Raw genomic sequence first — 25795 nt, 5'->3', positions numbered from 1 at the left:
TTTTTTATGCAAACCCCGAATTTTTTCCAGCTTAAATTGCCATACTAAACCAAAGGTTCCCATTATTAAGGTTTCTTGGAGGTAAATACGTGACGTTATGGCTTGCAATTCCCCTTGTTTTGCTTGTACTGGCACTGATCCTGGTCCTGTCTTCATCTATCGATTTCCGCATACGGTGTTATAAACATGGAAAAAATGACCTGCTCGAATTAGATGTTACCTCTCTTTTTGGTTTGATAAAGCTTCACTATGAACTTCCCCAATTGGTCTTTAAGGGATTGGAGCAGGGTGTGTGGGGAAAGTTTAAAGAGACAGGGACTGCGACGACAGGTGTAGATACCGTAAAAGAAGAGATATTTGATAAAGAAAGAGTAATGCACTGGCGCGCCAATGTTAACCAAGCTGTGAAATCTACACGCGGCTTGAAGGAATGGTTAAAAGAGACTGTAGCTCATGTCAAAATATCAAAGCTCGATTGGTCCACCGATTTCTCTCTTGGTGATGCAGCAGACACTGCGACCGCATCGGGAGCGGTTTGGGGCCTGAAATGGAGTATTGTTGGTTTTATTTCGCAGTGGGTGAAATTGCAGCAGCATCCTCGAATTTTTGTTAAGCCTGTTTTTGAAGATGAGCTTTGTTTTGCAATGGAGTTTGTCTGTAAGGGGAAAATGTCAGTCGGCTATACTTTGTATGCCTTAATGCGACTATCTCGGCGTGTCTTGCGTGAAAAAGGCGGGATCGGCCATTGGAGAAATCTGCTGAAACAGATGCGTCAGGAGCCACACGGGAAAGTTTAAAATGAAAGTTACATACAAATGGGCGGATGTGGGGATGATATACGCTGTAGAAGAAAGAGAAATCGTACTCAATTAAAGGAGGAAACAATATGAGCGACCATCCTATTCAAGGCCTAATGCAAACAGCGATGGAAAATATCAAGGGTATGGTAGATGTGAATACCATTGTCGGTGATCCAGTACAAACCCCTGACGGCAGCATTATCCTGCCTATCAGTAAAGTTGCCTTTGGATTTGCTGCTGGTGGTAGTGATTATCGAGTAGAAGATTCTATAAGTGGTTCAAGCTCCCAAGGTGGAGTCAAAATGCTTCCATTTGGTGGAGGTAGCGGGGGAGGCGTCTCCATTCGACCGATCGCTTTTTTAGTGGTAGGTAAGGATGGAGTGAATATTGTCCCTCTGGACAATCAAACTCACCTATTCGAAAAAATCATCGATGCAACACCAGGGCTCATCGACAAAATTCAAACGATGTTCCAAACCGGTAATGCTGCAGCTCAAACGCCGCCAACACCTGCCACACCGGCAGCAGCACCTGTTAAAACCGATCCAAGTACATCTCAATCTTCAACTCATTAGGTACACATAATTCTACAAATAGCCTCGGGGATATCGCCATACACAGGCGGTGTCCCTTTTTTGACGTGTCAGAAAGTATATTTTGATCCCCAAATTACCTGAGAATGTATCGAAGCAAAGCCTCACGTTGTGGGGATATTTTGTGTGGAACATCCCAAGGAGTGGACATACCCTAAGGCTGGTCCGCATACACTTGTACAACATAAACACTTTTACTTAAGATCCGATAAGAAGCCGGAGGATGAACATGAAGACAATAACCCGTAAATGGCCATTCGCCTTAATATTGTGCCTTTCGCTGCTGCTTCTGGCGCCGCTATCTTCAATTCAGGCCGAGAACAGCTCTATCTCTACACATGCAAGAGCAGCGGCACTGATTGATGTGGAATCTGGGCGTATTTTGTACAGCAGCCGTGGGGATGAGCCTATGCTTATTGCCAGCTTGACCAAAATTATGACCGCCCTCGTCGCCATTGAGAATGGTGATTTAGCCTCTAAAGTCAAAGTAGGAAAAAATGCCTATGCGAAAGAAGGCTCTTCTATTTACTTGCAGCAGGGAGAAGAGATGACGCTGGAAAATATGCTGTATGGCCTGATGCTGCGCTCAGGGAATGATGCAGCAACGGCGATCGCTGAGCATATCGGTGGTTCTGAGGAAGGTTTTGTATACCTTATGAACGCTAAGGCTGAGGAGCTAGGGCTAACCCATACTCATTTTGCTAATCCCCATGGTCTTGACGCTGAAGGGCATTATTCTAGTGCTAACGACTTGGCTGTTCTGACCGCTTATGCTCTTCATAATCCTGTATTTAAAGAAATTGTGAAGACGCAGGAGAAAACTGCAGACAATCCAAATGAGAAATGGGATTACAAATGGAGAAACAAAAATAAGATGCTGTATTTATACGAGGGAGCGGACGGTGTAAAGACAGGTTATACCAAAAAAGCACTGCGCTGCCTTGTCAGCTCTGCCACCAGAAACGGCCAGCAGCTTGTCGCAGTTACTATAAATGACGGCGATGACTGGAATGATCATGCTTCCCTGCTAAACTTCGGGTTTAATCACTATCCGCTCAAAACACTGATCGAACGTGGTGATGCCGTGTCGGGCTATAACTTTGTAACCTCCAAAACCTTTGCTTATCCACTTGGACAAGGTGAACAAAATAGAGTGATCACGAAACTTGTTTTAAATCAGAAGGAAAGTGCTTCAGCCGAAGCTACACGAGCGAATTTTGGATTGCAAGGAGCGCTTGTGCTGGAGCTGGGCGGAAAAGAAATAGGTCGCGTGCCGGTGTATACTCCTGAGAACCTGCCTCCTGAGCAATCTGCTTATATGAAAAAGTACAGTCCCACACTAGCACAGGCTTACCCGGCAAATAATTGGTTCCAGGCGCTGGGCAGTGCACTGAAGGCTCTATTTGAAATGGGAGCGAGTTCGAAATAAGAAAATGGGCTGATGAATGAAGAAGGAGGCGTATCCATGATTAACGGGATTTGGCTAGGAATGATCATCATCGGTTTTCTGTTCGCCGCCGTTAACGGCAGAATGGATGAGTTTACAGCCGCCGTATTCGACGGAGCCAAGAGTGGGGTAACGGTAAGTTTTGGCTTAATCAGTGTGCTTGTGTTCTGGCTTGGGATTATGAAGATAGCAGAAGATGCAGGTTTGCTTAAAAAGATTGCCAAGGTGCTTGGCCCTGTCGTAGCTTTTTTATTCCCTGATGTGCCGAAAGGGCATCCTGCCATAGGATATATTCTCTCCAATATGAGTGCTAATCTGCTCGGACTAGGCAATGCCGCAACGCCAATGGGCATCAAGGCGATGCAGGAGCTGCAAAAGCTCAACCCTGATAAAGAGACCGCGACACCAGCCATGTGTACTCTTCTAGCGCTTAACACAGCAAGCATTACGCTTATCCCGGCCACACTGATTGCCATCCGGTTAAACTATGGTTCAGCCGATCCCGCAGGCATAGTAGGTACAACACTTGCAGCAACGGCCGTGGCTACACTTGCAGCGATTGCGGCAGACCGGTTTTTCCGAAGGTTGACTTTATTGCGCAAACCGCCGAAGCCCCCTTCAGCAAAGTCCGGGGTTCCTCCTTTGGCGAAGACAACACTCCCTAATTCCTCATTGAAAGGGTGAACGTGATTTGTACCAGTTTATCAGTCTCATATCGGCATGGGCGATTCCGGTCATGATCACGTTCATCCCGCTCTATGCTTTTACGCGCAAAGTGCCAGTCTACGAATCCTTTGTTGAAGGTGCGAAAGATGGGTTTGGCACGGCCATTGCGATTATTCCCCATCTTGTGGGGATGCTGGTTGCGATCAGCGTTTTTCGCGCTTCCGGTGCGCTGGATTTTTTTATGGGCTTCATATCCCCAGCCCTGCGGGGGCTTGGTGTTCCGGCAGAAGTATTGCCGCTTGGTCTTCTGCGGCCGCTTACGGGGACTGGGTCGCTTGCTTACACTACGGATCTAATCCGTGTGCATGGCCCGGATTCTTTAATTGGTATGATTGCTTCCACCATACAGGGGAGCACAGATACTACGCTTTATGTTTTGACCGTTTACTTTGGAGCTGTAGGCGTACGGAATGGCCGTTATGCGCTTAAGGTTGGCCTGTTCTCCGATGTTGTCGGCTTTGTCGCCGCGATCGCTGTGTGTTTGCTATTATTTGGATAGTCACCCCATTGCCCCCCTGAACATATGCTATTGCAGCAATGTGGAGGGGGGCATTCCGCAATGAACTATAAAGGCTTTATTCTGCATCATTCTAGCTGCACATCCATTAACGGTAAAGGTTTTGACTTCTGGGTAGGAGTGGATGGCGCAATTTATGCAGCACCGCTACTGACAGATCCGGAGTATATTCATATTTGTTTGGAAGGTGATTTTGGTAAGAAAGTGGGCGATCCTCCAATATCCGGAAGGCAGGAGCAGCTTTTTGCAACGGCTAAACTCGTTTTAGAATTAGTAGAACGCTACCAAATCTCCCCTTTAATCATCGAACCCCACAATAATTCCTGCCCAGGAGCATTTTTTCCTTGGAATGAACTTGTGATTTATCCCTCTGATGGTTATCATTGATCTGAGGTGACTAGTCGAATATGGAAAGATTACAGAAAATTTTGGCGCAGGCCGGTGTGGCGTCCAGACGCAAGTGTGAAGAAATGATTTTGGCCGGTAAAGTGGAAGTCAACGGGGAACTCGTAACTACGCTTGGCACGAAGGTGGACCCCGCAACAGATATTATTAAAGTTTCCGGTAGACTGATCCGGGGCGAGAACAAAATCTATATTATGTTCAACAAACCTAAGGGAGTAATCACAAGCGCTTCCGATCCAAAAGGTCGTAAGGTTGTAACTGACTACCTAAAAGGAATTACTGAACGGGTTTACCCTGTAGGCCGGCTCGATTACGATACGGAAGGTTTGCTGCTGCTGACGAATGATGGGGACTTTGCTAACTTGCTGACTCATCCGAAGCATCATGTACCTAAGACGTATCATGCTACGGTCAAGGGTATACCGCATGGCACTGCATTGGACAAGCTGAAAGCTGGCATCAAGCTGGAAGATGGCATGACAGCGCCTGCGGAAGTAGAGTACAAGGATATTGATGAGGCAAATAAGGAAGCGGTTATCAGCATCACGATTCACGAGGGACGTAACCGTCAGGTACGACGCATGTTTGATGCGATTTCACACCCCGTACTCCGTCTGAAACGGATTTCATTCGGGGATATTATGCTGCAAAATCTCAAACGTGGCTCTTACCGTCATTTGACCAAGGATGAAATTAACCATCTGCAGCAAATTGCCAAAGCAGGATTGCTTAAAGAAAGAACTCCACGTAAAGAGTCATAAAGACACAGAATATTCACAATTAAACCCCCTAAAGCTGTGACGAAATTCGCTATAATGTTCATAGGATGTTCACACCTTACAACATAAGTATGAGTTGCGTCACAGAAGGGGGCTTTACGTGTGGGTAAAGCAAGAAAACCAATTCAAATCGTGATTCTGTTTCTAATTGTTATAGTGGGCGGTTATGCCATCGGTTCCTCTGTATTTGGGGGAAGCGGCAAACCAGAGGAAGGGAGCAAAGCACCTTCCTTTGATTTGCTTGGGCTTGACGGTCTGGCTCATACCCTAGACGAATATAAGGGCAAGACTATTGTGCTTAATTTCTGGGGCTCTTGGTGTGCACCTTGTGTCAAAGAAATGCCGGCTCTCCAAGCGCAATGGGAGAAATGGAAGGACAAAGACGTAGTGGTCTTAGGCATTAATGTGGGCGAAGACCGGATGACTGTCGAGAATTTTGTGAAGCAGGTAAACATCGATTTTCCGATTTTGATGGACACTGGACGTGATGCTGTACGAAGTTATGGTATTTCTCCGCTGCCAACTACCTTATTCATTAATTCCAAGGGTAAAATTGACAACATTCATATCGGCCAGCTTGATTTGAATTCACTTGATGATCAAATTGGGAAGCTGGTGGATTGATGAGTGAACGCGAGGCATTTATAACCAATACCAAATGTGAATGTGGTCACCAGAACCCTGTAGGTACTGTTTTATGCGAAGCATGCGGGAAGCCGTTGGGGAAGGAATCAGACTGGGGCGAGAATTTGGAAATGCGTTACGATGGCGTAGCTCGCCGATCTCAGCGCGTTAACCCGGGGATTATTGATCGGGTGTGGAATTTTTTCTCTTCCGTCAAAATAGCGATCTATCTGATCGTGTTGACACTTATAGGCTCTATGCTGGGGACGATTTTCCCGCAGGAGAGTACTTTTCTTAATATTGATGCCTCAGTTTATTACAAGCAAGAGTACGGAACAGCCGGATATATTTATCACAAACTTGGACTTTCACATACATATGAATCCTGGTGGTTTGTAACTCTACTCGTAATGATCGGCGCTTCACTTGTGATCTGTAGCTTGGATCGAGTACTTCCGCTCTATAAGGCCTTAACCAGACAGAAGATTCGGAAACATCGTCAGTTCTTAACTCGGCAAAAAGCTGTGTTAGTGACTGAAGTACAAGAGGAACCAGAAGCTTGGGTAGCCCGGGTAATTCAGCCTATGCGTAAAAAGGGCTATCGCGTGAAGACGGATGGAGGGGCTCTGCTGGCAGAGAAACATCGCTTCAGCCGCTGGGGACCATATGTAATACATATTGGCTTAATTATTTTTTTACTTGCTGTATTAGCAAGAGGATTGCCGGGACTGAACATGGATCAGCATCTTGCTTTCCCGCAAGGGGAGATCACACAGATTCCGGACACCACCTATTATTTGAAAAATGAGAAATTTACCGTGGAGTTTTATACGGAGGAAGAGATGCCTGAGGAATTTCGCGGCAAAAAAATACTTCCAAAGCTATTCCAGACCCAAGCTGTGCTTTATGAATGCACCGCGGATTGTGGAGACCCTTTGAAGGAACCGCAGCTATCCGAGGTGACGAAACATGATATCCAAGTAAATTCACCTTTGGATTATAAAGGATTGAAAGCGTATCAGTTTGATTATGATCTGACCCCTGTGCTGCGTTCGGTACAGCCTGAGCTTAAGAATTCCACCACTGGCGAGGCGTACGGCAAATTTAAGCTGGACATGAAGAACCCTCAGCGGGCAATTCAGGCGGGTCCTTATACTTTAACTTTGAAAGAAAAGTATATGGATTTTGGTCTAAATGAGGAGGGTCAGCCGATTTCCAAATCACCTTATCCGAATGCACCTGCTTTTTTGTTCCTGATACAAGGTCCGGATCTCCCGGCGGAAGGGCAGCAGTATTTCTATTTTCCTAAACAGGTGGATAAGGCGCAGTTTCAACAGGCTGCCATTAACGATAAGCTTGGCGGGAGCAATAGATTTCTTGAGCTTGAAGTGGACAACATGAGCGACGTTGATTTTTCGGAATCGACTACTTACTTGAATATACGTATTGATCGTGCAATGCCGTTTGTATGGCTAGGTGCAGCAATCGTGATGCTGGGTTTAGTGCTTGGCTTCTACTGGCAGCATAGACGTATTTGGCTTACCGTTGCTAACGGGGAGCTTATCCTCGGAGGACATACGAACAAGAACTGGTTCGGGTTCCGCCGTGAGATCGTTTCTATTTTAGAAAAAGTAGATCTGGTAGTCGATGAAAAATCATTAGATAATGGAGGAGGCCTTTCATGAGCTTGCTCGACATCAGCAGCGCTGTCTTTATTGCCGCATTTTTATTATACAGCGGTTCGTTTATGTTATTCACTATCGCCATCATGGGTCGCAAGTGGTCAGGCCGCAAGCCGGAGGAACATACCGCACGTTGGGGCAAAATTGCTTTTATTTTCTCTTCAATAGGTCTTATCTTTCATCTTATTTATTTCTTTACACGCTGGGCGGGCTCAGGGCATATTCCGGTCAGCAACATGTATGAGTTCATGACTTTTTTATCGATGATGGTGATGGTTGCCTTTACTGTGATGTACGCTATTTATCGTAAGGTAATCTTGGGTCTTTTTGCAGTTCCAATCAGTATTATTGTGATGGCTTATGCCGCAGTATTTCCACAGGAAGTACAGCCGCTGATTCCATCTCTTCAATCGAACTACTTAAAGATTCACGTAACACTGGCTGCACTAGGTGAATCCTTCTTCGCAGTAGGGTTTGCGGCGGGACTGATGTATCTGCTGCGAACAGTCAATTTTTCCAGTAAAGAGAAGGCGGATCGCAAGCAACAGAGGCTGGTCGAATTTACTCTCTTTTCAATCATTGTTATAATTGGGTTTCTGGGTTCTGTTTTTGCATTCCGCGGAGCAGGCTATGAAACTGTTTTTGTCCGTCCGAACGTTACGATTGACAGCCCCGGGCAGGAAAATAGTACAATAGAGAAAGTGAGTTATCGAATGCCGCCGATTGTGGCACCTCACAATAGCGAAATTGAGAGCTTCCAGTCGTTTCTTGGCATAAAAGAACCACTCTTTGAGGCACCATCTTGGATGAATGGTGTAAATGCTGGACGGAAGTTTAATACTGTAATTTGGTCACTCCTTTCCGGATTAATCCTCTACGGAGTTCTTCGCTTGATCGTACGTAAACCGCTGGGCACTGCTTTACACCCAGTGATGGACGGAATTGATGAGGGCGATCTAGATGAGATTACGTATAGGGCGATAGCCATTGGCTTTCCTATTTTCACATTAGGGGCTTTGATCTTTGCAATGATATGGGCGCAAATCGCTTGGGGAAGATTCTGGGGATGGGACCCTAAGGAAGTCTGGGCGCTTGTCACTTGGCTCTTCTATAGCGCTTATCTTCATTTACGTTTGGCTCGTGGATGGCAAGGAAGAAAATCTGCCTGGCTGGCTGTGCTTGGCTTCCTGGTCGTAATGTTTACTCTGGTTGGCGTTAATTTAGTCATCGCCGGACTTCATTCTTACGCGGGGACGGACTGAGCATAGTTTACCTGTTAACGTTGCACAATGGTTTAAAGGTTACGTTCTACTGTATTGATGAAGGGGTTGTAGTGAAATGGCAGATCATTTAAACAGAATTCTGGTAGTGGATGATGAGGAACGCATTCGCCGCCTGCTAAAGATGTATCTTGAAAAAGAAGGTTATGAAATCGATGAAGCGGAAGACGGAGAAATCGCTCTTCGTAAAGCAACAGCAAATGACTACGGTCTAATTTTGCTGGATGTTATGCTGCCTGGCATCGATGGGATGGAAGTGCTGACAAGACTCAGAGGAGTGAAGTCAACACCGGTCTTAATGCTTACAGCTAAAGGCGAAGAGATCAACCGTGTCCAAGGCTTTGAGATGGGCGCAGACGATTATGTTGTGAAGCCCTTCAGTCCACGTGAAGTCATTTACCGGGTGAAGGCTATTATGCGCCGTTCTTCGGCGACTGCTTTCTTGTCCAAGGAGAGCAATTCCAGCAATAACATTGTATTTACTCATCTTATTATTGAGCATGATGCTCACCGTGTGACTGCTGGTGGTGAAGAAGTAAGTTTGACACCTAAAGAATATGAACTTCTGCATTATTTGGCTATTTCGCCTGATAAAGTATTTTCTCGTGAAGAACTGCTTAAGGATGTCTGGAATTATGAATTTTTCGGAGATTTGCGTACTGTAGATACTCACGTAAAACGTCTTCGTGAAAAACTGAATAAAGTATCACCGGAATCTGCAGCGATGATTACGACCGTATGGGGCGTAGGCTACAAACTAGAGGTACCTAAATAAGTGAACTTCTGGAGAAGTCTTGTCGGCAAACTGTGGGTTACGATCATCTGCCTGGTCGCTGTCGTGCTTATTACCTTGGGGTTATTTTTGCTTCCCTACATAGACAGTAACTTTGCCAATTCCGGAGATATCAAACGTTTATTTATGTATACTTGTATGATCGGATTTTCTTTGACGACATTTTTTGCATTGTTTTTGTTTACCAAAATTACTCAGCCGATGCAGCGTGTCATTGAAGCTGCGAATAACATTCGACGGGGTGAATACGGAACAAGGCTTACGCTTGTCACAAGTGATGAAATTGGCCAGTTGGCTACTTCCTTTAACCATATGGCTGAGGAGCTTGAAGAGAACATTCGCAGTCTGCATCATGAGAAGGGGCATCTGTCTAGCGTACTGCGCAGTATGAGCGATGCTGTGATCACCTTTGACATTGAAGGGCAGATTATTTTGACCAATCCGCACGGCCAAGCTCTGCTAGAGAGCTGGAGCGATTTGCAGTGGGGACATGCGAGTGATGCTGAGCTCCATCCCGAAACGGCTGAGAGCAGTGTTCCTCCTCCCCTGCGTCCTTTATTTTTAAGCACCTTGAAGCAAGGTGGCGATGACCGCTCCAATGTACATGTACGGCAGGGCGTCTGGTCTGTTCATATGGCACCGTTATATTCTGAAGGCAGTATCCGGGGAGTAGTTGCTGTACTGCGGGATGTGACGGAAGAGGTGCGTCTGGAAAAGATGCGCAGAGACTTCGTAGCTAATGTCTCCCATGAAATCCGCACACCATTGTCGATGATGCAAGGGTACAGTGAGGCTTTATTGGACGGGATGGCTTCATCCCCTGAAGAAAGCAGTGAGCTGATCCAGGTCATTCATGACGAATCACTGCGTATGGGGCGTCTGGTTAAGGATTTGCTTGATCTTGCCCGAATGGAAGCCGGACATACGGATATGATGAAAGCTCAGGTGGACATGAACGAACTGCTGGAACGAGTCTACCGTAAATTTTCTGTACGTGCGAAAGAGCGCGATATCCATCTTCACTTACAACAAGAGAGTGATATTGCTGTTCTGAAGGCGGCGGATGAGGATAAACTGGAACAAGTCTTAACCAATTTACTCGATAATGCTTTTCGCCACACACAGGGTGGCAAAAAAATCACGGTTCATACAGGAACTTGTGTATTAGAAGGCCGTCGTTATCTTGAGATTAAAATTCAGGATGAAGGGGTTGGAATTCCACCAGAGGATCTGCCGTATATATTTGACCGCTTCTACAAAGCTGATAAGGCGCGTGTACGGGGAGAATCAGGTGGAACGGGACTTGGACTTGCGATTGTTAAAAATATTGTAGAGTCGCATCACGGGACCATCTCAGCTTCAAGCAAACTAGGCGAAAGTACAACCTTTACGCTAAGACTTCCTGTCGAAAAACAGTAATTCCAAACACAATGTGTGATAGCGCCTCTGACAGCAGAGGTGCTTTTTGTTGAAACAAACACATTAATCTTGTTCATCGTGGAACATATCTTGTAGGTTTTGCTTGGGAGGGCATAGAATGATTTTATCTTTAGACCAAGGTACTACCAGCTCACGAGCCATATTGTTCGATACGGAGGCTAAATGGGTCTCACAAGGTCAATATGAAGTTAAACAATCCTTCCCCCATCCAGGCTGGGTAGAGCATGACCCTGAGCAAATCTGGGCGTCACAGCTCGCAGCGGCAAGAGATGCGATTGCGCGGGGTGGCATAGCAGTTGAGGAGATCTCTGCCATCGGAATAACCAATCAGAGAGAAACAGCTTTAATCTGGGATAAAATAACGGGCAAACCGATATACCCTGCGATTGTGTGGCAGGACAGGCGTACTGCAGAGCAATGTGAAGAACTTAAAAGTAAAGGGCTGGAGCAAGTTATAGCGAGCAAGACGGGCCTTGTTGTAGATGCTTATTTCTCAGCTACGAAAATCTCCTGGATACTGGATCATGTGGATGGCGCCCGAGAACGGGCGAATCGTGGGGAACTTCTAGCAGGGACGATCGACAGCTGGTTAATTTGGAGACTTACTTGCGGAGCCGTACATGTCACTGATGTTACCAATGCCTCACGTACGATGCTGTTCAATCTTCATGAACGGTGCTGGGATGAAGAGCTAATGGAAGAGCTTCGTATTCCGCGTGCCATTCTGCCAGAAGTAAGAATGTCTGGCGGCGAATTTGGAGTAGCAGACAAACAGTGGTTCGGGGCGGACATTCCAATTCGCTCTGTACTTGGAGATCAACAGGCCGCATTGTTTGGACATACTTGTCTAGAACCCGGCAGTGCCAAAAACACCTATGGTACAGGCTGCTTTATTCTAATGAACACAGGCACAGAAGCTGTAGCCTCCAGCCATGGCTTGTTGACCACTGTAGCTTGGGGTATGGGAGATGAACTCTATTATGCCCTAGAGGGCAGTGTGTTCGTGGCCGGAGCGGCCGTTCAGTGGCTGCAGGAGGGGCTTGGTCTTATAGAGGAGCCAGCAGGCTCAGAAGATAAAGCACGGGAAGTAGAGGACAGTGAAGGGGTTATCGTTGTGCCTGCGTTTACCGGACTGGGGGCACCCTATTGGGATATGTATGCCCGTGGAGCCATATTTGGCCTTACTAGAGGCACTACCTCAGGACATCTGGTACGAGCTACATTGGAGTCCTTAGCCTTTCAATCTAGAGATGTAATAGGAGCTATGGAAAAAGACGCAGGCATGCCATTGACCGGCCTTCGTGTGGATGGCGGAGCTGTGCGTAACGATTTGCTGATGCAATTCCAGTCTGATATCCTGGGCAGTGAGGTTACTAGAACAACATATGCGGAGACAACAGCTTTGGGTGCGGCGCTTCTGGCCGGGTTAACGTCCGGAGTCTGGACACGTGCCCAGCTAGAGAGCTTCAACAAGGCTGAGAGGGTCTTCTCGCCTGAGATGGGTATAACTGAGCGGGAAGGTCGTTACAACGCCTGGAAGGACGCTGTAGCGCGTACCATGGGTTGGGAGAAGCATGAAGGATATCAGTGATAAAGGGGCTGTATATGTCTATGGTTAACGGAACCGAATCTGATCTGCCGGGCGGACTATCTAAGCCGGCGCTTCGAGCCCTGCATGGGGCTGGATATGTTCAGCTTCAACAATTCAGCAAGCTTACGGAGGCAGAGCTTCTGCAGCTACATGGATTGGGGCCAAAGGCGATCGTTCTACTGCGGAGTGCTCTCGCGGAAAAGGGGCTCACCTTTGCAAGTAAGTCCTGATGTTGCGTTCATATTTATATTAAAAAACGGCAAGCTTAGGTGAATCCCTAGCTTGCCGCTTTTTGTTATACAGCTCCTAATATTCAATAACAAATGCTACATTTTGCCAACCGGCGCCCACTGTCCAGAACAGGACTTTATCACCACGTTCGATCTTTCCAGTAGTTACAGCTTTATGTAGAGCAATAAATGGGCTGCTGGTAGAGGTATATCCGAATTCATCCCCTATGTATACCGCTACATTGCGATCAATGCCGACTTTCTTACACATCTCTAAGATATTAGGCAATGAAAACTGTGAGAAGCAGGCTGCTTTAATGGCTTCAGGCGCGATATTGTTGTTAGACAGTAGAGTACGAATAGACTCAGAAGCAGCATCTATGCAAATGGAATCATCAAAAGGAATAAACTTCACATTAAACTCTCCAGCCGCTACACCTTCTTTACCCAGTTTAGCCAGGCCTGCGCACGGGAATTTGGAATTATCGCAAACACAAGGATCCGTTTGGTAGATAGAGTCAATGAAACCGACCACATCCTCAGCTTGTTCAAGAATGACTGCCGCCGCTGCATCACCGAAGTTAGCGTAATAGACTGGATCATTCTTATCGGCATGAGGGGTTACATAATCGGAGCCGATGACCAACGCTCGTTTAATCCTAGGATTCGCTTGCATCTGACGGCTAACCTGTTCCACAGAAGCCGTCATACCCGCACAATTAGCATTACTGTCAATGCAGATCGTATGGGATGCGCCTTTGATCAAACGGTGAATCATTAATGAGTTGGTAGGAAAGATATACTCAGGAGTTTGACTTGCATAGGCAATAAGGTCGATATCGGCACCTGTGAGACTACTTTTCTCCAGAACATTCCTGGCAGCCTCAAAAGCCATCGTAAGGGAATTCTCATCCGCATCCTTAATACTATACCGTGTAATACGACCTAATGCGGATAATAGACCTCGAATATCAATGCCTTTTTCGTCAAAATGCTTAATGAAAAAGTCGTTACCAACTATATTGCTGGGATGATAGATATCAATGCCTTTAATACGAATTCCGGTCATAATACGCCTCCAGGAAAGCAGTAAAATGTGGCCTACATATTAAGATTAAAAGATCTAGACTGTAACCGCAGAAATGATCTCGATGTTATCGAGTCCAGCTTTACGGCCAAGACGGGAAAGCTGCATTTTGAGGATCGGGTTATTTTCAAGCGTTAGATTTACTTTTACAAATCCATCATTCTTAAACATTACAAAGCAGCTTTCTAAAAGAGGTACAACATCTGGTGCAGTTACATTTAGCTTTCTGCAGTCGATTTTTAGTTCATAGTCAGCTGGAGTAATTGGATTGATAGTTTGTTGATAAGCTTGAATAGATTTTAGACCATCTTCTTCAGAAAATGTTCCATCCAACTCAATGTTAATAACCTTGTTTGTAGTGTCTGTCTTCAAAACGAAACTTCCCATGCCTAAATCTCTCCCATAGATTGAATTTGTCCAAAACAGTTCGACTGCAATATCCAGCCATGTATATCCATTTAGCTGTTTTATAAAAGTCAAAATTCGACACTATACAGCAAGTAATGGGATATTCCGACTCTATTATAGGCATATTTTTCAAGTGTATGCAATAATAAAGTCGAATTTTGTATATTGTTGTCGAACTGTTGGGTTATTGGATTTCTTCTATGGTTGCAAGCAGGATATTAAAAGCTGTGATGATTCTAGGTGCCCCTATAACGGGTACTAAGTGTAATAGAATACCTTTAAGCTGTTCTACGGTGACTCCAACACGAAGGGCCATGACATAATGAACGCCCAACTGTTCGAATTGACCCATTGAAATTAAAGATGAAATGACTGCGATTTCCTTCCAGTCAGGGGCTATAGTATTACGTTGAAAAATATCGCCATAGGCATTCCCCATAATAAATTCAGCCAAGTCAGGGAAGTGGTCTTTAATTGGAGCTAGTGCTTTTGCGCCATAGTCTCCTGATAGATTCGTGAAGTGGTTGAGACCACTGTTGATATTTTCCTTCATGGTTAGCCTCCTAGTTTAGGTTCAAAGTACGGTGTGCAGTCGGAGGGACTTCATCACGGTCTGTTAGTAGTTCAATAACGGCAACATGGTTTAGAGCTACCGCATCTTTAATTGCAGCTGTGAATTCATCCGCAGTCTCACATTTGTAGCCTTTAGCACCTAGAGATTCAGCGAATTTCACGGCGTCCATTGGTACTTCATATAGAGTTCCATCGATACGACCTGTGGTTTTCTCCATACCCTTAAGAGCCATATCTAGTTGCTTATTATTGACCACGATAAAGATAACAGGGATATCTTTGCAGACAGCGGTGTTAATCTCAGCGCCGAGCATCATGAAACAACCATCACCTGTAATGCAGAGGACAGTTTCTTCAGGAGCTGCAACTTTTGCACCAATAGCCATGCCGATCGAATTACCCATGCAAGCAAAATACGCATCAAAAACAAAGCTGCCCGGTTTCTTAACCTTGTACCATTTTGCAGCGTGGAATCCATGACTTCCATCATCAACGAAAATTGAATTATTATAAGGGATCAAATCACTTAAAGTGCTCATTACGGAAGCAAGGGAAAGATTCTTGAGGGTTGGAAGCTCTTCTGAATAATCCGCATCGGCCAAAGCCTCACGTTTGGTGATTGTGCTTGGGTCAATATGATTTAGGCAGTGCACCAAATTATCGCGCAGGTCCCCAGTGACCGGTATCGTTTTGGACAATAGTATTTTTCCGACAAAGGTTGGATCAATATCAAATTGAATTAAAGTTGCTGGATGATTCTCCCGTTTAAGATTACAGATGGTCATATCACTTAAACGTGATCCAAGCACTATAAATAAATCGCTTTTATTCAATAAATCGTCCCCGTGGGTCGAACCGCCAACGCCAATAGGACCATGATAGAGTGGGTGATCCCAGACTATAGCCCCTTTTCCACCAGGAGATGTTACTACAGGAATATTAAAAGTTTCTGCGAGTTGAGCAAGCTCTTTATGTGCTCCGGAGCGGTTAATTCCTTTACCCGCAATAATCAAAGGATTCTTAGCAGCTTGAATAGCTTCGATGACTCTATCGATATTAGCTTGACTAATTAGAGACTCTCTTTCTGGGATTACTATATTGCATTCTTCCAATACTTCAGTTTGTACATCAAAAGGAATACAAAGATGAACAGGACCCCGTTTGGTCAGGGCCACAGAAATCGCATGATTAAAAATAGTACCAAAGTGATCCCCACGTTCAACCAATTTACTGAACAAGGTGGCAGGTCTGAACATATCAGCTAAATCAGCCAGAAAAGAGGTGGAGTCCTGACATTGAGGAATTCCAAGCTCTGTAATGGATTGGTGGCCGGTAATAAATAGGACAGGTAGGTTGTTAGCTTTCGCATGTGCTGCTGCTGTAAGCAGGTTAGTTCCCCCAGGACCCGAAGTACCAAATGCTACGCCTAGGTTACCCGTTTTCAGCGCATACCCTGCTGCTTCGAATCCGGAGCTTGCTTCATGTCTGCCGGGAATAAATTCAATACCGTAATCCACCATCTTTAGAACAATTGGACAAATGGATTTGCCAATGATCCCAAAAGAATGGGTGACTCCAAGGTTACGTAGTGCTTCCGCCATGTAATCTGCGACTGTCTTCAAAAGAAACACCTCACAAGTTTTTTGATATATATTAGTTATTAATCTACCGAATAGATACGATAGATCAATATACTCAAAAAGTAAAAACCTGTGCTCTATAGTAAGCACAGGTTGGTGGCATAAGGCACCGCTAAGACTGAACAATAGTTCAGCCGTCCTGGTTCCTCTGCAACCTGGCAATCATGGCCTCAAAAGAAAAAATGAGGCTGTAGATCCATGGTTTTGCGTCATCCTCTTTCGAGGATTTTGCCAATATTAATTTATAGTTGATAAGAATAATTTTCCTTTACAATATATTCCTCATTAATTTTTGTCAACATAATCCGCTAAAAAAACTCGAAATTTGACGAAAGTCTTGTCCAAGAGATGAAGTTTTACCTCGCGAAAAAAACTGCCACCTAAGACTCAGCTTAGGTGGCAGTTGATAGTTTTGAACTAGAATTTAAAGATATGAATGGTTTTTTGCAGATTAAATACGGCCTGGGTCATTTTTTCCGTTTCTTCTGCAACAGACTGCAGGGCATTAATCTGTTCATTCATAGCCGCCGATACCTCTTCCGTGCCAGCAGCAGTTTCTTCGGTGATTGCTGAGATATTCTCAATTGCACTGGAAATTTTCAAGGCACTTTCTAGCATAAGATCGCTCTCCGCAGAGAATGAAGAGATTTGCTCGGTAATGTACTGCACGCTTTGTACAATTTGTGCGAAAATATGGGCAGATTGAGTGATCATTTCATTCTGAACCTGCACAACCTCTTCATTGATGGCGATATTATCGATGGCTTGTTTAATATCTGACTCAATGCTGCGGACCAAGCCGAATACTTCTTTTGTGGATGCCGTAGATTCCTCAGCAAGCTTGCGAACCTCTTGAGCTACAACGGCAAAACCCCGACCATGCTCTCCGGCACGAGCAGCTTCGATGGAGGCATTCAGTGACAGCAGGTTGGTCTGCTCAGCGATCTCTGTGATGGTCTTGGTGATCATCGTAATCCCGCGGGCATTTTGTGAGAGAGCTTCAATAGTATCAGCCACTTTTTGTGTAGCCTCTATGTTTTTACGCATGCCTTCAGCCTGTGTATCTACGGATTGGCGCCCTTGCTCAACAAGTTCTAAGGTATGTATTGAACGTCTGTTCATTTCTTTGGTGGAGTTCGTATAATTGGATACTTTAGTTTCAATGTCTTTAATGGATTCTGTCATATCAGCGATATCCGTAGATATTTCATTTGCACCAAGAGCGAGCTCAGTAGAAGAAGAGGCTACTTGTGCCATGACAATTTTCAGGTTCTGGTTCTTATCTTCGATTCCGCGGCTTGCATCCATAACTTGACGGGTGATCTGCGATGCATCGGTCAAAATCTTCTTGAGCTTATCAATCATTGTGTTAAAGGAGCGGCTTACGTCACCCATTGAACCATTTTCGTCCGCTCTGCTAGTGAAATCACCCTTCGAAATACTGTGAGATACATTAGCAATATCATCAAAAGATGATGTAAGCGTTCTCTCCACGAAGCGAGCAACAGGTAAAGTCAGACCTGCAAGAACAACTACTAGTATAATTCCTACGAGAAATTGACCTAGAATCATTAACGTAACTAAGACAGGAATAGCAAACAGTGCGGCAACGAGGTAACATCCGGCAACAATTCTTTGTTTTAACGGAAGTTTGTGCATCCAGCTCATTGGTAAAATGTCCCCCTTATTAAATTTTATGTAATGGTGTTATTATAGGGGATTTATAGGTCATTGGTCTATAGAGAAGTGTCATAAATCTTCTTTAAGTAGTAGATATTTAGAATTCATGTCAAAATTCCTCATATATTGTGGAAATTGTTTTAATAGCAGACTTTACCATCCCTACTAGTTCGATAGGAGCTAAAACAATAACTGAAGGAGAGAAAGAGAGTACGATACGACAGGCAGATTCTATAGCATTAAACTCGGCCTCCACGTTCATCCACCCAGTATTAGCAGAGGGTTCTACTAAAGTTATAGTTACATATCTTTCACGTTGTAATTCTTTAAGAATAGACTCATTCACCTTTAAGTTCACTACATATTTTGGCAGTGCTGCTTTAAAAGCTAAAGTCGATTGTTCCCAGTAGCTTTTTAAATCAAAAGCCTCAGGTCTGACAAATGATTCATAAGTTGCGTCAGCTTGTATTAATCTCGACACGCGAAAAGTCCGCATTTCACCCTCGGTTCGTGCCACTACATACCAAACTCCACGTTTTGCGACTAACCCGAGAGGTTCAATGAAACGCTCCTTCATCTCGTCATTCCGTGGGTAAGTGATCTTCACTTTACGGTCTTCCCAAACAGCTTCCTGCAGGACAGATAGGAACGGATATGTCTCGTCGGAAGGGTGCCAGCTGGCACCATCTATATGAATGCGCTGGCTCAGGTAACTGGCTGGATTATTCGGCCTTGATGGGGAAGCAGCCTCCAGCTTAAGCACGGCGGAAGAGAAGTCGTTTTGTATACCCAGATCTTTTAAGATTGAGGAGTCTGCGGACAGCAGCAGAGTTGCAATCTCTGAGGGCTTCATACCCGTTAAGGAGGTTCGGTATCCTTCTGTGAGCATCCAACCCCCTTCACGTCCCCGTTCGGCAAGAATAGGTATTCCTGCTGTACATAAGGCTTCCATATCTCTAAACACAGTTCGTTCAGACACTTCTAAGGTCTGGGCTAGCTCACGGGACGTCATCTTTCCACGATTTTGCAGCAAAAGTAAGATGGATAACAAACGATCGGCTCTCATTAAGGGACACTCCTCCTCCTAATAAATGTTGGCTAGTTCTTAATTAATTATTACATTATATATGTCAGTTGATGTCATATTAAAGAATTATACTATATAAGGTAAGGATTAAATACAGAACATTAGAGAAAAACAAGTGTAGAAAGGATTGAGAACATGACTTTAAAAGGAAAAGTAGCATTGGTCACCGGAGGCAGCAGAGGTGCTGGTAGAGGAATTGCATTGGAGCTGGCAAGGAAAGGTGCATTCGTTTATATTACGGGCAGAACGACAGAGGCTTTTGGGACAGAGCATAGCAAGCGGAGCATTGATAACGTACTTAGGGAAATAAAAGCGGAGGGAGGGTCCGGCAGCGCCATACGATGTGATCATACCAAAGATCAGGAGACAGAGGCGGTCATTCGCCAGATTGCTTCAGAGCAAGGAAAGCTTGATATTTTAGTCAATAATGTATGGGGCGGCAACGATTTACCTATTGAGCAGAAGTCTTTCTGGGAGCTTCCTACAGCGCATTGGGACAATATGTTTAATGCGGGTGTGAGGGCACAGTTGATAACAAATTATTATGCAATACCATTAATGCGTGAGGCAAAAGCTGGCGGTCTAATCATCCATACAACCTTTTGGGATCGTTACAAATATCTAGGAAATTTCTATTATGATCTTTCTAAACATACACTTGTGCGTATGGCCTACGGGTTATCGAATGAGCTTAAAGAGGACAACATTGCAGTTATTCCGCTTACTCCGGGCTGGATGAGGACAGAGGCGGTGTTGGAGAGCATGAACACGGATGAGGAGCATTGGCATGAGGTTGAAGAATTGCAGATGACTGAATCCACAACCTATATCGGTAGAGCAGCCGCTGCTCTAGCAGCCGATCCTAAGGTTATGTCTATAACCGGACAACCGCAGCAGGTTGCTAAGCTGGCTGAAAAGTATGGATTTACAGACATCGATGGTCGGACTGTTCCCGCATTCTTAGTCTAAACAGCAAACTTGATCTGTTTGATCCCATATGTGCGTATGAAGCAGTATAGGACACAGCTGATCTATAATGCAGCATTTTCGTATGTTTAGAACGCTATCGGTCCCCAGAGACGCTATTGATAGGCAAAGCACCTGATTTAGCTCTCTTCTTGAGGAATAGTGGCACTAGAGTCCGAAACCCTGCTTCAAAGGCGAAATTATTGCATATAAGGTCATCTGGGTCCGTAACCTCAAGGGCGTACGTAAGCCTCCACGAGGGTACTCGATTCGATATTGTAAATGAAGCCGAAATAGGTCGACGATCAACAACAAAAGCAGCGAAACTCCTATAGGGGGAGAATCGCTGCTCTGTTGTTTGATTTCTATCGTATTGCTTACAGAAGAATGATTTCTTCGGCAGTGTTGATTTCTGGTAGACCAGCAAGCTTCACAAGCACATGAGTAGGTACAGCTTTATCAACGGTCAGCAGCATGATTGCTTCGCCACCAACGATTTTACGTCCCACTTGCATGGAAGCGATATTAACATCATTTTCGCCCAGCAATGTGCCCACAAGTCCGATAATCCCTGGTTTGTCGTTATGGGATACTACAATTTGATGTCCTTCAGGAGCGATATCAACCGGGAACTTGTTCACTTGAACAATTCTTTCTCCATAACCTTGCAGCAATGTTCCGGCTACGAGACGTTCTTGGTCGTGATCTGTTTTAAGGGTCACGGTAATCAGATTAGTGAAGCCTTTAGTTTTGGAAGCTTTAGTTATTACTACATTAACGTCGCGTGTTTTTGCCAAGTGCATGGAGTTAACGATGTTAACATCCTCAGCGAAGTGGCGGGAGAGCACGCCTTTCACAATATAGCGGGTAAGTGGTTGGGTATCGACATCTGACAGATCACCCGCATACTCAACATGGATTTCACGAATAGCACTATCTGTAATCTGGGTAACAAAGCTGCCCAGCTTCTCACCAAGTGTGAAGTAAGGCTGGAGTTTGTTCATTACGCTTGGAGCAACTGGAGGAATATTTACAGCATTGATGAACGGTTCATTACGCAGAATATGCAGTACTTGTTCCGATACATCGATCGCTACATTCTCCTGAGCTTCAATTGTAGAAGCGCCCAAGTGAGGAGTCACGATAATTTTTGGATGCGACAAGAATGGGTGATCTGCTTGTGGCGGTTCTTTTTCGAATACGTCAAATGCAGCGCCAGCAACAATACCGCTATCAATAGCTTCTACTAACGCCATTTCATCAATTACACCACCACGGGCACAGTTGATGATGCGCATTCCCTTTTTCATCACTTCAAATTGCGGGCGGGAAATCATATGGCGTGTTTCCGGAGTAAGTGGAGTGTGCACAGTAATGAAGTCTGCTCCGCGGACTACATCGTCAACGGAAGCTAATTTTACTTCCAGTTTCTCCGCACGCTCAGCAGTTAAGAAAGGATCAAAAGCAAGGATTTCCATGCCGAAAGCTTTGGCACGTTTTGCCACTTCGCTACCGATTCTGCCCATTCCCAGTACACCTAAAGTTTTGCCGCGAAGTTCTACACCCACGAAGGTTTTTCTATCCCAGGTTCCACCAATTGTTTTTGCATAAGCTTGTGGAATGTGACGGGCCAAAGCCATCATCATTGCAAAAGCATGCTCACAAGTTGTAATGGTATTTCCATCAGGAGCGTTGATAACAACAACCCCACGTTGAGTAGCAGCTTCCAGCTTGATATTATCTACACCCACACCTGCACGACCAATGACCTTTAAGTTTTTTCCAGCTTCGATAATTTTTTCAGTTACTGTAGTTTGACTGCGGACGAGTAGACCATCATATTCACCGATGATTGCAACGAGCTCATCTTCACTGAGACCTGTTTTTTTGTCTACAACTACATCTGTTGCGTCCATCAATTGCTGAATGCCCAAATCACTGATTGGATCCGATACTAATACTTTAAACATGGTTTCTTATCCCCCTTAAAGTTGAAAAGCTTTATATGTCGAGGACGCCCTGATGGGCAGTCCACAATACCAGAAGGTTCACGAACTAGTAGAGAAAAACATGTAATAATAGTAGATCAACGCGGTGTCGCACAAAAGAAACAGCGTGCAAGAGTACCGCGAAATCGGTAACTTTGGGCATAAGGTAGTATTTATGGGGGATTAGGGAATTAAAAAAACTCCCAACCCCATACTACTGCCGTAGTAAGGGACGAGAGTTATCTTCGTGGTACCACCCTAATTCACTGCAACTTGGAAGAAGCAGCCTCATTGGCCTGCATAGGCCACACTGTTAACGGAGTTGATCCGATTGTACCTACTTTAAGGTTCGATACAATATCTCAGGAGCGCTAAAGATAGCTGTTCGTCACCGGTTTGCACCAACCACCGGCTCTCTGAAGACTTCCAGGATCTTTGTTCCATCATCGGTTTTGAATGATTAATTTTTTCATAATGTAACACGGTATGCAAGTTGTGTCAATAGGCTTTGCAAGCAGCGTTTCTTGAAGTGAACTTCATTTTTCGTTATGATTCAATAACTGGTTCTATTCAAAAAAGAACGGAAGCTGTGGAAGTGTCTCCCTGTTATAATACTGTTCCCGCCATTTTACAAAATCCTGTTCCTGCACAGCACCTGTAGAAATCAACAAGGTTACTGAGGACTGGATATCCGAAAGATTTAATGAGCTTGCAGTGCCTGAGTAAATCATATCGTCTATTTTAGCAGTGATGTCCTGAGGATCATAACCTGCAAAAATTCCGCGATTCAGCATCATGTCAGCGATAGAAGCATTCTTCAAAAGCAGGGGCATTTTTTTCCACTGGATGAAAGACATCGTTTTTAGTTCGCCAGGTGCAGAAGGTATTTTCTGGTTTGTCTTAGAGCCCCATTTTAGCATAGAATCATAGAAGTTCTTTTGTGCTAACAGACCGTACTTCACGGCGCCGGTTGTAAATTCATCATTTTTCAATAACTTGGCTGTCTCTGCACCAGAGGCACTAGTAGAGACTTTGCCGGAGGCCTTAGAAAATAAAGTTAAGCTTTTGAGTACATTGACCTGTGACTGATGTAATAGAGGAGAGTTAGTGAAAATTGAATCTTGATTAACTCTTTCATATTGCTGGTCTGCTAGAATACTTAGATTCTTCATTACTGCCGCATTCATACGAGCATCTGTGCTGCGCGCTAACTTATCTACTTGAATGTTCCAATTCCGCTTGAATTCCCGATAGGGCAAAAATACGTTATGATAGAAAGTAACAAGATCCTGCTGTTGATACGAGCCCGTGAATTCTACTAATCCATTCATGCTTGATTGATTGTCATATTTGGCTTCAGTTTTGTCTGCGCCAACCTTGACGCCAGTAAAAAATGCGGCGAAGGCGCAAACTAAGAAAAACAAAAAAACTAGCGTGTATAACATTTGATTGCGGGACTTACGTTTGCTCATAATAAATGCTCCTTTTTCTGGGGGGATTATCCTATGTATTATGTATTGATAGCAACACTATGGACGGTTTCTCTCTCGGAGCGGCCCGAAAAAAATAAAGAACAGGCAGGTCACGATGAAAAAATTCAAATTTGGCGAGATTAAGGTTAAAAAGGTAGAACCAGGCCAGTTGACAGACCGTCTTCTGCTGCTCAATCTCTATATCACTCAGGGGCTCACATTAATTATCGGTTTGATATGGATATTATTTCAGAAAAGAAATCCTTTTCAGCTATTAATTATTCCAGAAAAAGTACATTTTGTGGCATGGGGCCTTGGTCTTGCTGCTGCAATGCTAATTGTTGACTATTTATTGACACATATTGTCCCTGAGGAAAGCATGGATGATGGTGGAATAAACGACCTTTTATTTCGAAATCGCCCTGTGTGGCATATTATCGTCATAGCAGCAATTGTATCGGTATGTGAGGAGCTCTTATTCCGCGGAGCCATCCAATATTCCATTGGCCCTTATTGGACGAGTATAGTATTTGCTCTTATTCATGTCCGTTATTTACGTCACTTTGTACCTACCGGCTGGGTATTCTTAAGCAGTTATGGTCTTGGATATATTTACATTCAATCGGGCAGCCTCTGGGCCCCTATACTATGTCACTTCTTCATCGACCTGATCTCAGGTCTGGTGATCCGCTATAGGAGGGAATCATGAGTGAGGAATTAAGCCGGGTAAAGTCTCGACAAAAACAACACAAAAGTGAAAGCAAACATCCTGGCAAAAGTAAAAAAGAGAAGCGGACTTCGGAGGCTGTAAAAAAGGCTACTCCTGAAAAGAAGTCTACTCCTATAAAGAAAAATGCTACCGCTCGGGTTTCTACAGCAACTTTATCAAGAAAAGCTCGCCGCCCAGCAGGTTCTGCAAAGCGCTCTTCCACCGGAAGTAAAGAGAAGGACGAAGAATCTGTTCCTTCTCGTTCAGATACTTATTCTTCAGAAAAAGTTCGTCTAAGCAAGATGTTTGTGAATTCTTTGATTTTTATCTTTGTTATTTTGCTAATCGGGCTGCTTTGGTGGGGAATTGAAGGAGCGCCTCCGCTGAGTACATTATGGTGAGCACATGGGTATGGGGAATGGCTCTGGTCATTCTATTGATAGCTGCGGCCGTTGTCATAATCATGGTGATTAATGCTTTTAGAAACAGAATTATTACCGAGGAAATAATGCTAGATTCGTTACCTGAAGAGTTCGATGGATTTCGTATTTTGTTTATAACAGATATCCATCGCCGCCGCCTTCCTTCCGCGCTTCTGACACCATTAAAGGGTGGGGTAGATGTTGTCTTTCTGGGAGGAGATCTAACGGAAAAAGATAGCCCTTTAAATCGTCTTGTCGATAATATGACTCTAGTTACTTCTATTGCATCTACCTATGTAGTGCATGGAAATCATGATTACCGGGCTAATATTTCAAGGGTAGATGAGATTATTCAGGACAGTGGTGCAAAACTGTTAATGGATGAAAATGTGGCTTTTGAACGTGAGGGAGCTAAACTTTGGTTAACCGGAATTGATTTTCCGAAAAATGGGGGCAAAACTCCATACGGTCCTTTTCCGCCATTAACCACAACCCCTTCTGCTGAAGGTACCTGTCGTATTATTCTTGTACATGATCCGCTTTGGTTATCCAAGCGCCAGAGTGTGCCAGCGGACCTGATTCTCGCAGGTCATACGCATGGGGGGCAGGTGATCCTTCCATTTGTGGGTCAAAGACATGTAGAGCATTTCTATCATAAATATGACGCTGGAAAGTTTAGTTGGCCAAGAGGGGACGGTTCCGCAAAAAATGCCCTGCTGCTGATCAGCAGAGGGTTTGGAACAGCACATCTGCCACTTCGCTGGGGCAGTCCTGCTGAAATGCATGTGCTGACACTGCGTAAATCAACCCAATAGGGCTTACTCTTTCCAGTAAGAAAAACTGGTAGCGTAAAAAG

General features: G+C 44.6%; 26 protein-coding genes, 1 riboswitch and 1 other annotated feature. Of the genes, 18 read left to right on the top strand and 8 right to left on the bottom strand.

Annotation, left to right across the window (positions count from 1 at the left end):
* The first annotated feature begins 89 nt into the window (after window positions 1–89).
* The 14 genes from NSQ55_RS20775 (at window position 90) to NSQ55_RS20710 (ending at window position 12907) form a co-directional block, all read left to right on the top strand.
* Complete coding sequence (locus tag NSQ55_RS20775) at window positions 90–797, top strand: DUF2953 domain-containing protein (protein WP_076127459.1); 708 nt, start codon at window positions 90–92, stop codon at window positions 795–797.
* Between the two features lie 89 nt (window positions 798–886).
* Window positions 887–1375: a GerW family sporulation protein gene (ytfJ, locus tag NSQ55_RS20770; RefSeq protein ID WP_076127461.1), complete on the top strand. Its 489-nt coding sequence runs from the start codon at window positions 887–889 to the stop codon at window positions 1373–1375.
* 247 nt (window positions 1376–1622) lie between these two features.
* Entirely contained in the window at window positions 1623–2822 is a 1200-nt protein-coding gene (locus NSQ55_RS20765; RefSeq protein WP_179088156.1) for a D-alanyl-D-alanine carboxypeptidase family protein, read from the top strand.
* Between the two features lie 36 nt (window positions 2823–2858).
* Window positions 2859–3524, top strand: a complete 666-nt coding sequence (locus NSQ55_RS20760) for a nucleoside recognition domain-containing protein (protein ID WP_076127464.1) — start codon at window positions 2859–2861, stop codon at window positions 3522–3524.
* A 7-nt stretch (window positions 3525–3531) separates the two neighbouring features.
* Window positions 3532–4065, top strand: coding sequence for a spore maturation protein (locus NSQ55_RS20755; protein WP_036676158.1), 534 nt, complete (start codon window positions 3532–3534; stop codon window positions 4063–4065).
* Between the two features lie 60 nt (window positions 4066–4125).
* Window positions 4126–4470, top strand: a complete 345-nt coding sequence (locus tag NSQ55_RS20750) for an N-acetylmuramoyl-L-alanine amidase (RefSeq protein WP_076127466.1) — start codon at window positions 4126–4128, stop codon at window positions 4468–4470.
* 20 nt (window positions 4471–4490) lie between these two features.
* On the top strand, window positions 4491–5249 hold the full coding sequence (locus NSQ55_RS20745; RefSeq protein WP_036676166.1) for a pseudouridine synthase: 759 nt from the start codon (window positions 4491–4493) through the stop codon (window positions 5247–5249).
* A 120-nt stretch (window positions 5250–5369) separates the two neighbouring features.
* The gene (locus NSQ55_RS20740; RefSeq protein ID WP_038572444.1) at window positions 5370–5891 is read left to right on the top strand and encodes a redoxin domain-containing protein; all 522 of its coding nucleotides are present in this window, start codon (window positions 5370–5372) and stop codon (window positions 5889–5891) included.
* Window positions 5891–7576: a cytochrome c biogenesis protein ResB gene (locus NSQ55_RS20735; protein ID WP_076302769.1), complete on the top strand. Its 1686-nt coding sequence runs from the start codon at window positions 5891–5893 to the stop codon at window positions 7574–7576. Before NSQ55_RS20740 ends, NSQ55_RS20735 begins: the two co-directional genes overlap by 1 nt.
* A complete protein-coding gene (ccsA, locus tag NSQ55_RS20730) occupies window positions 7573–8835 on the top strand; it encodes a cytochrome c biogenesis protein CcsA (protein ID WP_036676173.1) in 1263 nt (420 codons plus the stop codon). Before NSQ55_RS20735 ends, ccsA begins: the two co-directional genes overlap by 4 nt.
* A 76-nt stretch (window positions 8836–8911) precedes the next feature.
* The gene (locus NSQ55_RS20725) at window positions 8912–9628 is read left to right on the top strand and encodes a response regulator transcription factor (protein ID WP_036676174.1); all 717 of its coding nucleotides are present in this window, start codon (window positions 8912–8914) and stop codon (window positions 9626–9628) included.
* Window positions 9629–11065, top strand: coding sequence for an ATP-binding protein (locus NSQ55_RS20720; protein WP_076302768.1), 1437 nt, complete (start codon window positions 9629–9631; stop codon window positions 11063–11065).
* A gap of 118 nt (window positions 11066–11183) precedes the next feature.
* Window positions 11184–12677, top strand: coding sequence for a glycerol kinase GlpK (glpK, locus tag NSQ55_RS20715; RefSeq protein ID WP_076213562.1), 1494 nt, complete (start codon window positions 11184–11186; stop codon window positions 12675–12677).
* Window positions 12678–12691: 14 nt separating this feature from the next.
* On the top strand, window positions 12692–12907 hold the full coding sequence (locus tag NSQ55_RS20710) for a DNA-binding protein (protein ID WP_076184031.1): 216 nt from the start codon (window positions 12692–12694) through the stop codon (window positions 12905–12907).
* 76 nt (window positions 12908–12983) lie between these two features.
* On the opposite strand, the gene NSQ55_RS20705 is transcribed toward NSQ55_RS20710, so the two are convergent.
* From NSQ55_RS20705 to NSQ55_RS20680, 6 genes are all read right to left on the bottom strand, one after another.
* A complete protein-coding gene (locus NSQ55_RS20705) occupies window positions 12984–13976 on the bottom strand; it encodes a ketoacyl-ACP synthase III (RefSeq protein ID WP_076302767.1) in 993 nt (330 codons plus the stop codon).
* A gap of 54 nt (window positions 13977–14030) precedes the next feature.
* Window positions 14031–14381 (bottom strand): hypothetical protein, encoded by a 351-nt coding sequence (locus NSQ55_RS20700; RefSeq protein WP_076127478.1) that lies wholly within the window; start codon window positions 14379–14381, stop codon window positions 14031–14033.
* A gap of 205 nt (window positions 14382–14586) precedes the next feature.
* Window positions 14587–14955, bottom strand: a complete 369-nt coding sequence (locus NSQ55_RS20695; protein ID WP_036676184.1) for a carboxymuconolactone decarboxylase family protein — start codon at window positions 14953–14955, stop codon at window positions 14587–14589.
* Between the two features lie 10 nt (window positions 14956–14965).
* The gene (locus NSQ55_RS20690) at window positions 14966–16606 is read right to left on the bottom strand and encodes a thiamine pyrophosphate-binding protein (protein WP_143765018.1); all 1641 of its coding nucleotides are present in this window, start codon (window positions 16604–16606) and stop codon (window positions 14966–14968) included.
* Between the two features lie 155 nt (window positions 16607–16761).
* Window positions 16762–16858, bottom strand: a riboswitch (cyclic di-GMP riboswitch).
* 174 nt (window positions 16859–17032) lie between these two features.
* Window positions 17033–18283: a HAMP domain-containing methyl-accepting chemotaxis protein gene (locus tag NSQ55_RS20685; RefSeq protein ID WP_036676188.1), complete on the bottom strand. Its 1251-nt coding sequence runs from the start codon at window positions 18281–18283 to the stop codon at window positions 17033–17035.
* A 121-nt stretch (window positions 18284–18404) separates the two neighbouring features.
* Window positions 18405–19361, bottom strand: coding sequence for a YafY family protein (locus NSQ55_RS20680; protein WP_076127480.1), 957 nt, complete (start codon window positions 19359–19361; stop codon window positions 18405–18407).
* Between the two features lie 156 nt (window positions 19362–19517).
* On the opposite strand from NSQ55_RS20680, the gene NSQ55_RS20675 reads away from it, so the two are divergent.
* Entirely contained in the window at window positions 19518–20351 is an 834-nt protein-coding gene (locus NSQ55_RS20675) for an SDR family NAD(P)-dependent oxidoreductase (protein WP_076302765.1), read from the top strand.
* Between the two features lie 374 nt (window positions 20352–20725).
* Here the strand turns inward: NSQ55_RS20675 and serA are convergent, their stop codons facing one another.
* Both serA and NSQ55_RS20665 read right to left on the bottom strand, forming a co-directional pair.
* Entirely contained in the window at window positions 20726–22318 is a 1593-nt protein-coding gene (gene serA, locus NSQ55_RS20670) for a phosphoglycerate dehydrogenase (protein ID WP_036676193.1), read from the bottom strand.
* A gap of 243 nt (window positions 22319–22561) precedes the next feature.
* Window positions 22562–22792 (bottom strand) — a binding site (T-box leader).
* Between the two features lie 110 nt (window positions 22793–22902).
* Window positions 22903–23808 carry a hypothetical protein gene (locus NSQ55_RS20665; protein ID WP_076127483.1) on the bottom strand — a complete coding sequence of 302 codons (906 nt, stop codon included), beginning with the start codon at window positions 23806–23808 and terminating at the stop codon, window positions 22903–22905.
* 115 nt (window positions 23809–23923) lie between these two features.
* On the opposite strand from NSQ55_RS20665, the gene NSQ55_RS20660 reads away from it, so the two are divergent.
* Genes NSQ55_RS20660 through NSQ55_RS20650 form a run of 3 tightly spaced genes read left to right on the top strand, consistent with a single transcriptional unit; the run spans window position 23924 to window position 25754 of the window.
* Window positions 23924–24517 carry a CPBP family intramembrane glutamic endopeptidase gene (locus tag NSQ55_RS20660; protein ID WP_036676197.1) on the top strand — a complete coding sequence of 198 codons (594 nt, stop codon included), beginning with the start codon at window positions 23924–23926 and terminating at the stop codon, window positions 24515–24517.
* Window positions 24514–24918, top strand: a complete 405-nt coding sequence (locus NSQ55_RS20655; protein WP_038572439.1) for a hypothetical protein — start codon at window positions 24514–24516, stop codon at window positions 24916–24918. The genes NSQ55_RS20660 and NSQ55_RS20655 overlap by 4 nt, the downstream gene beginning before the upstream one ends.
* A complete protein-coding gene (locus NSQ55_RS20650) occupies window positions 24912–25754 on the top strand; it encodes a metallophosphoesterase (RefSeq protein WP_280753025.1) in 843 nt (280 codons plus the stop codon). Before NSQ55_RS20655 ends, NSQ55_RS20650 begins: the two co-directional genes overlap by 7 nt.
* Window positions 25755–25795: the final 41 nt, after the last annotated feature.

This window comes from Paenibacillus sp. FSL H7-0943 (assembly GCF_037963265.1).
Lineage (GTDB): Bacteria > Bacillota > Bacilli > Paenibacillales > Paenibacillaceae > Paenibacillus_AQ > Paenibacillus_AQ odorifer.
The sequence above is the reverse complement of the archived record's forward strand: the minus strand, read 5'-3'. Positions and strand labels throughout refer to the sequence as shown.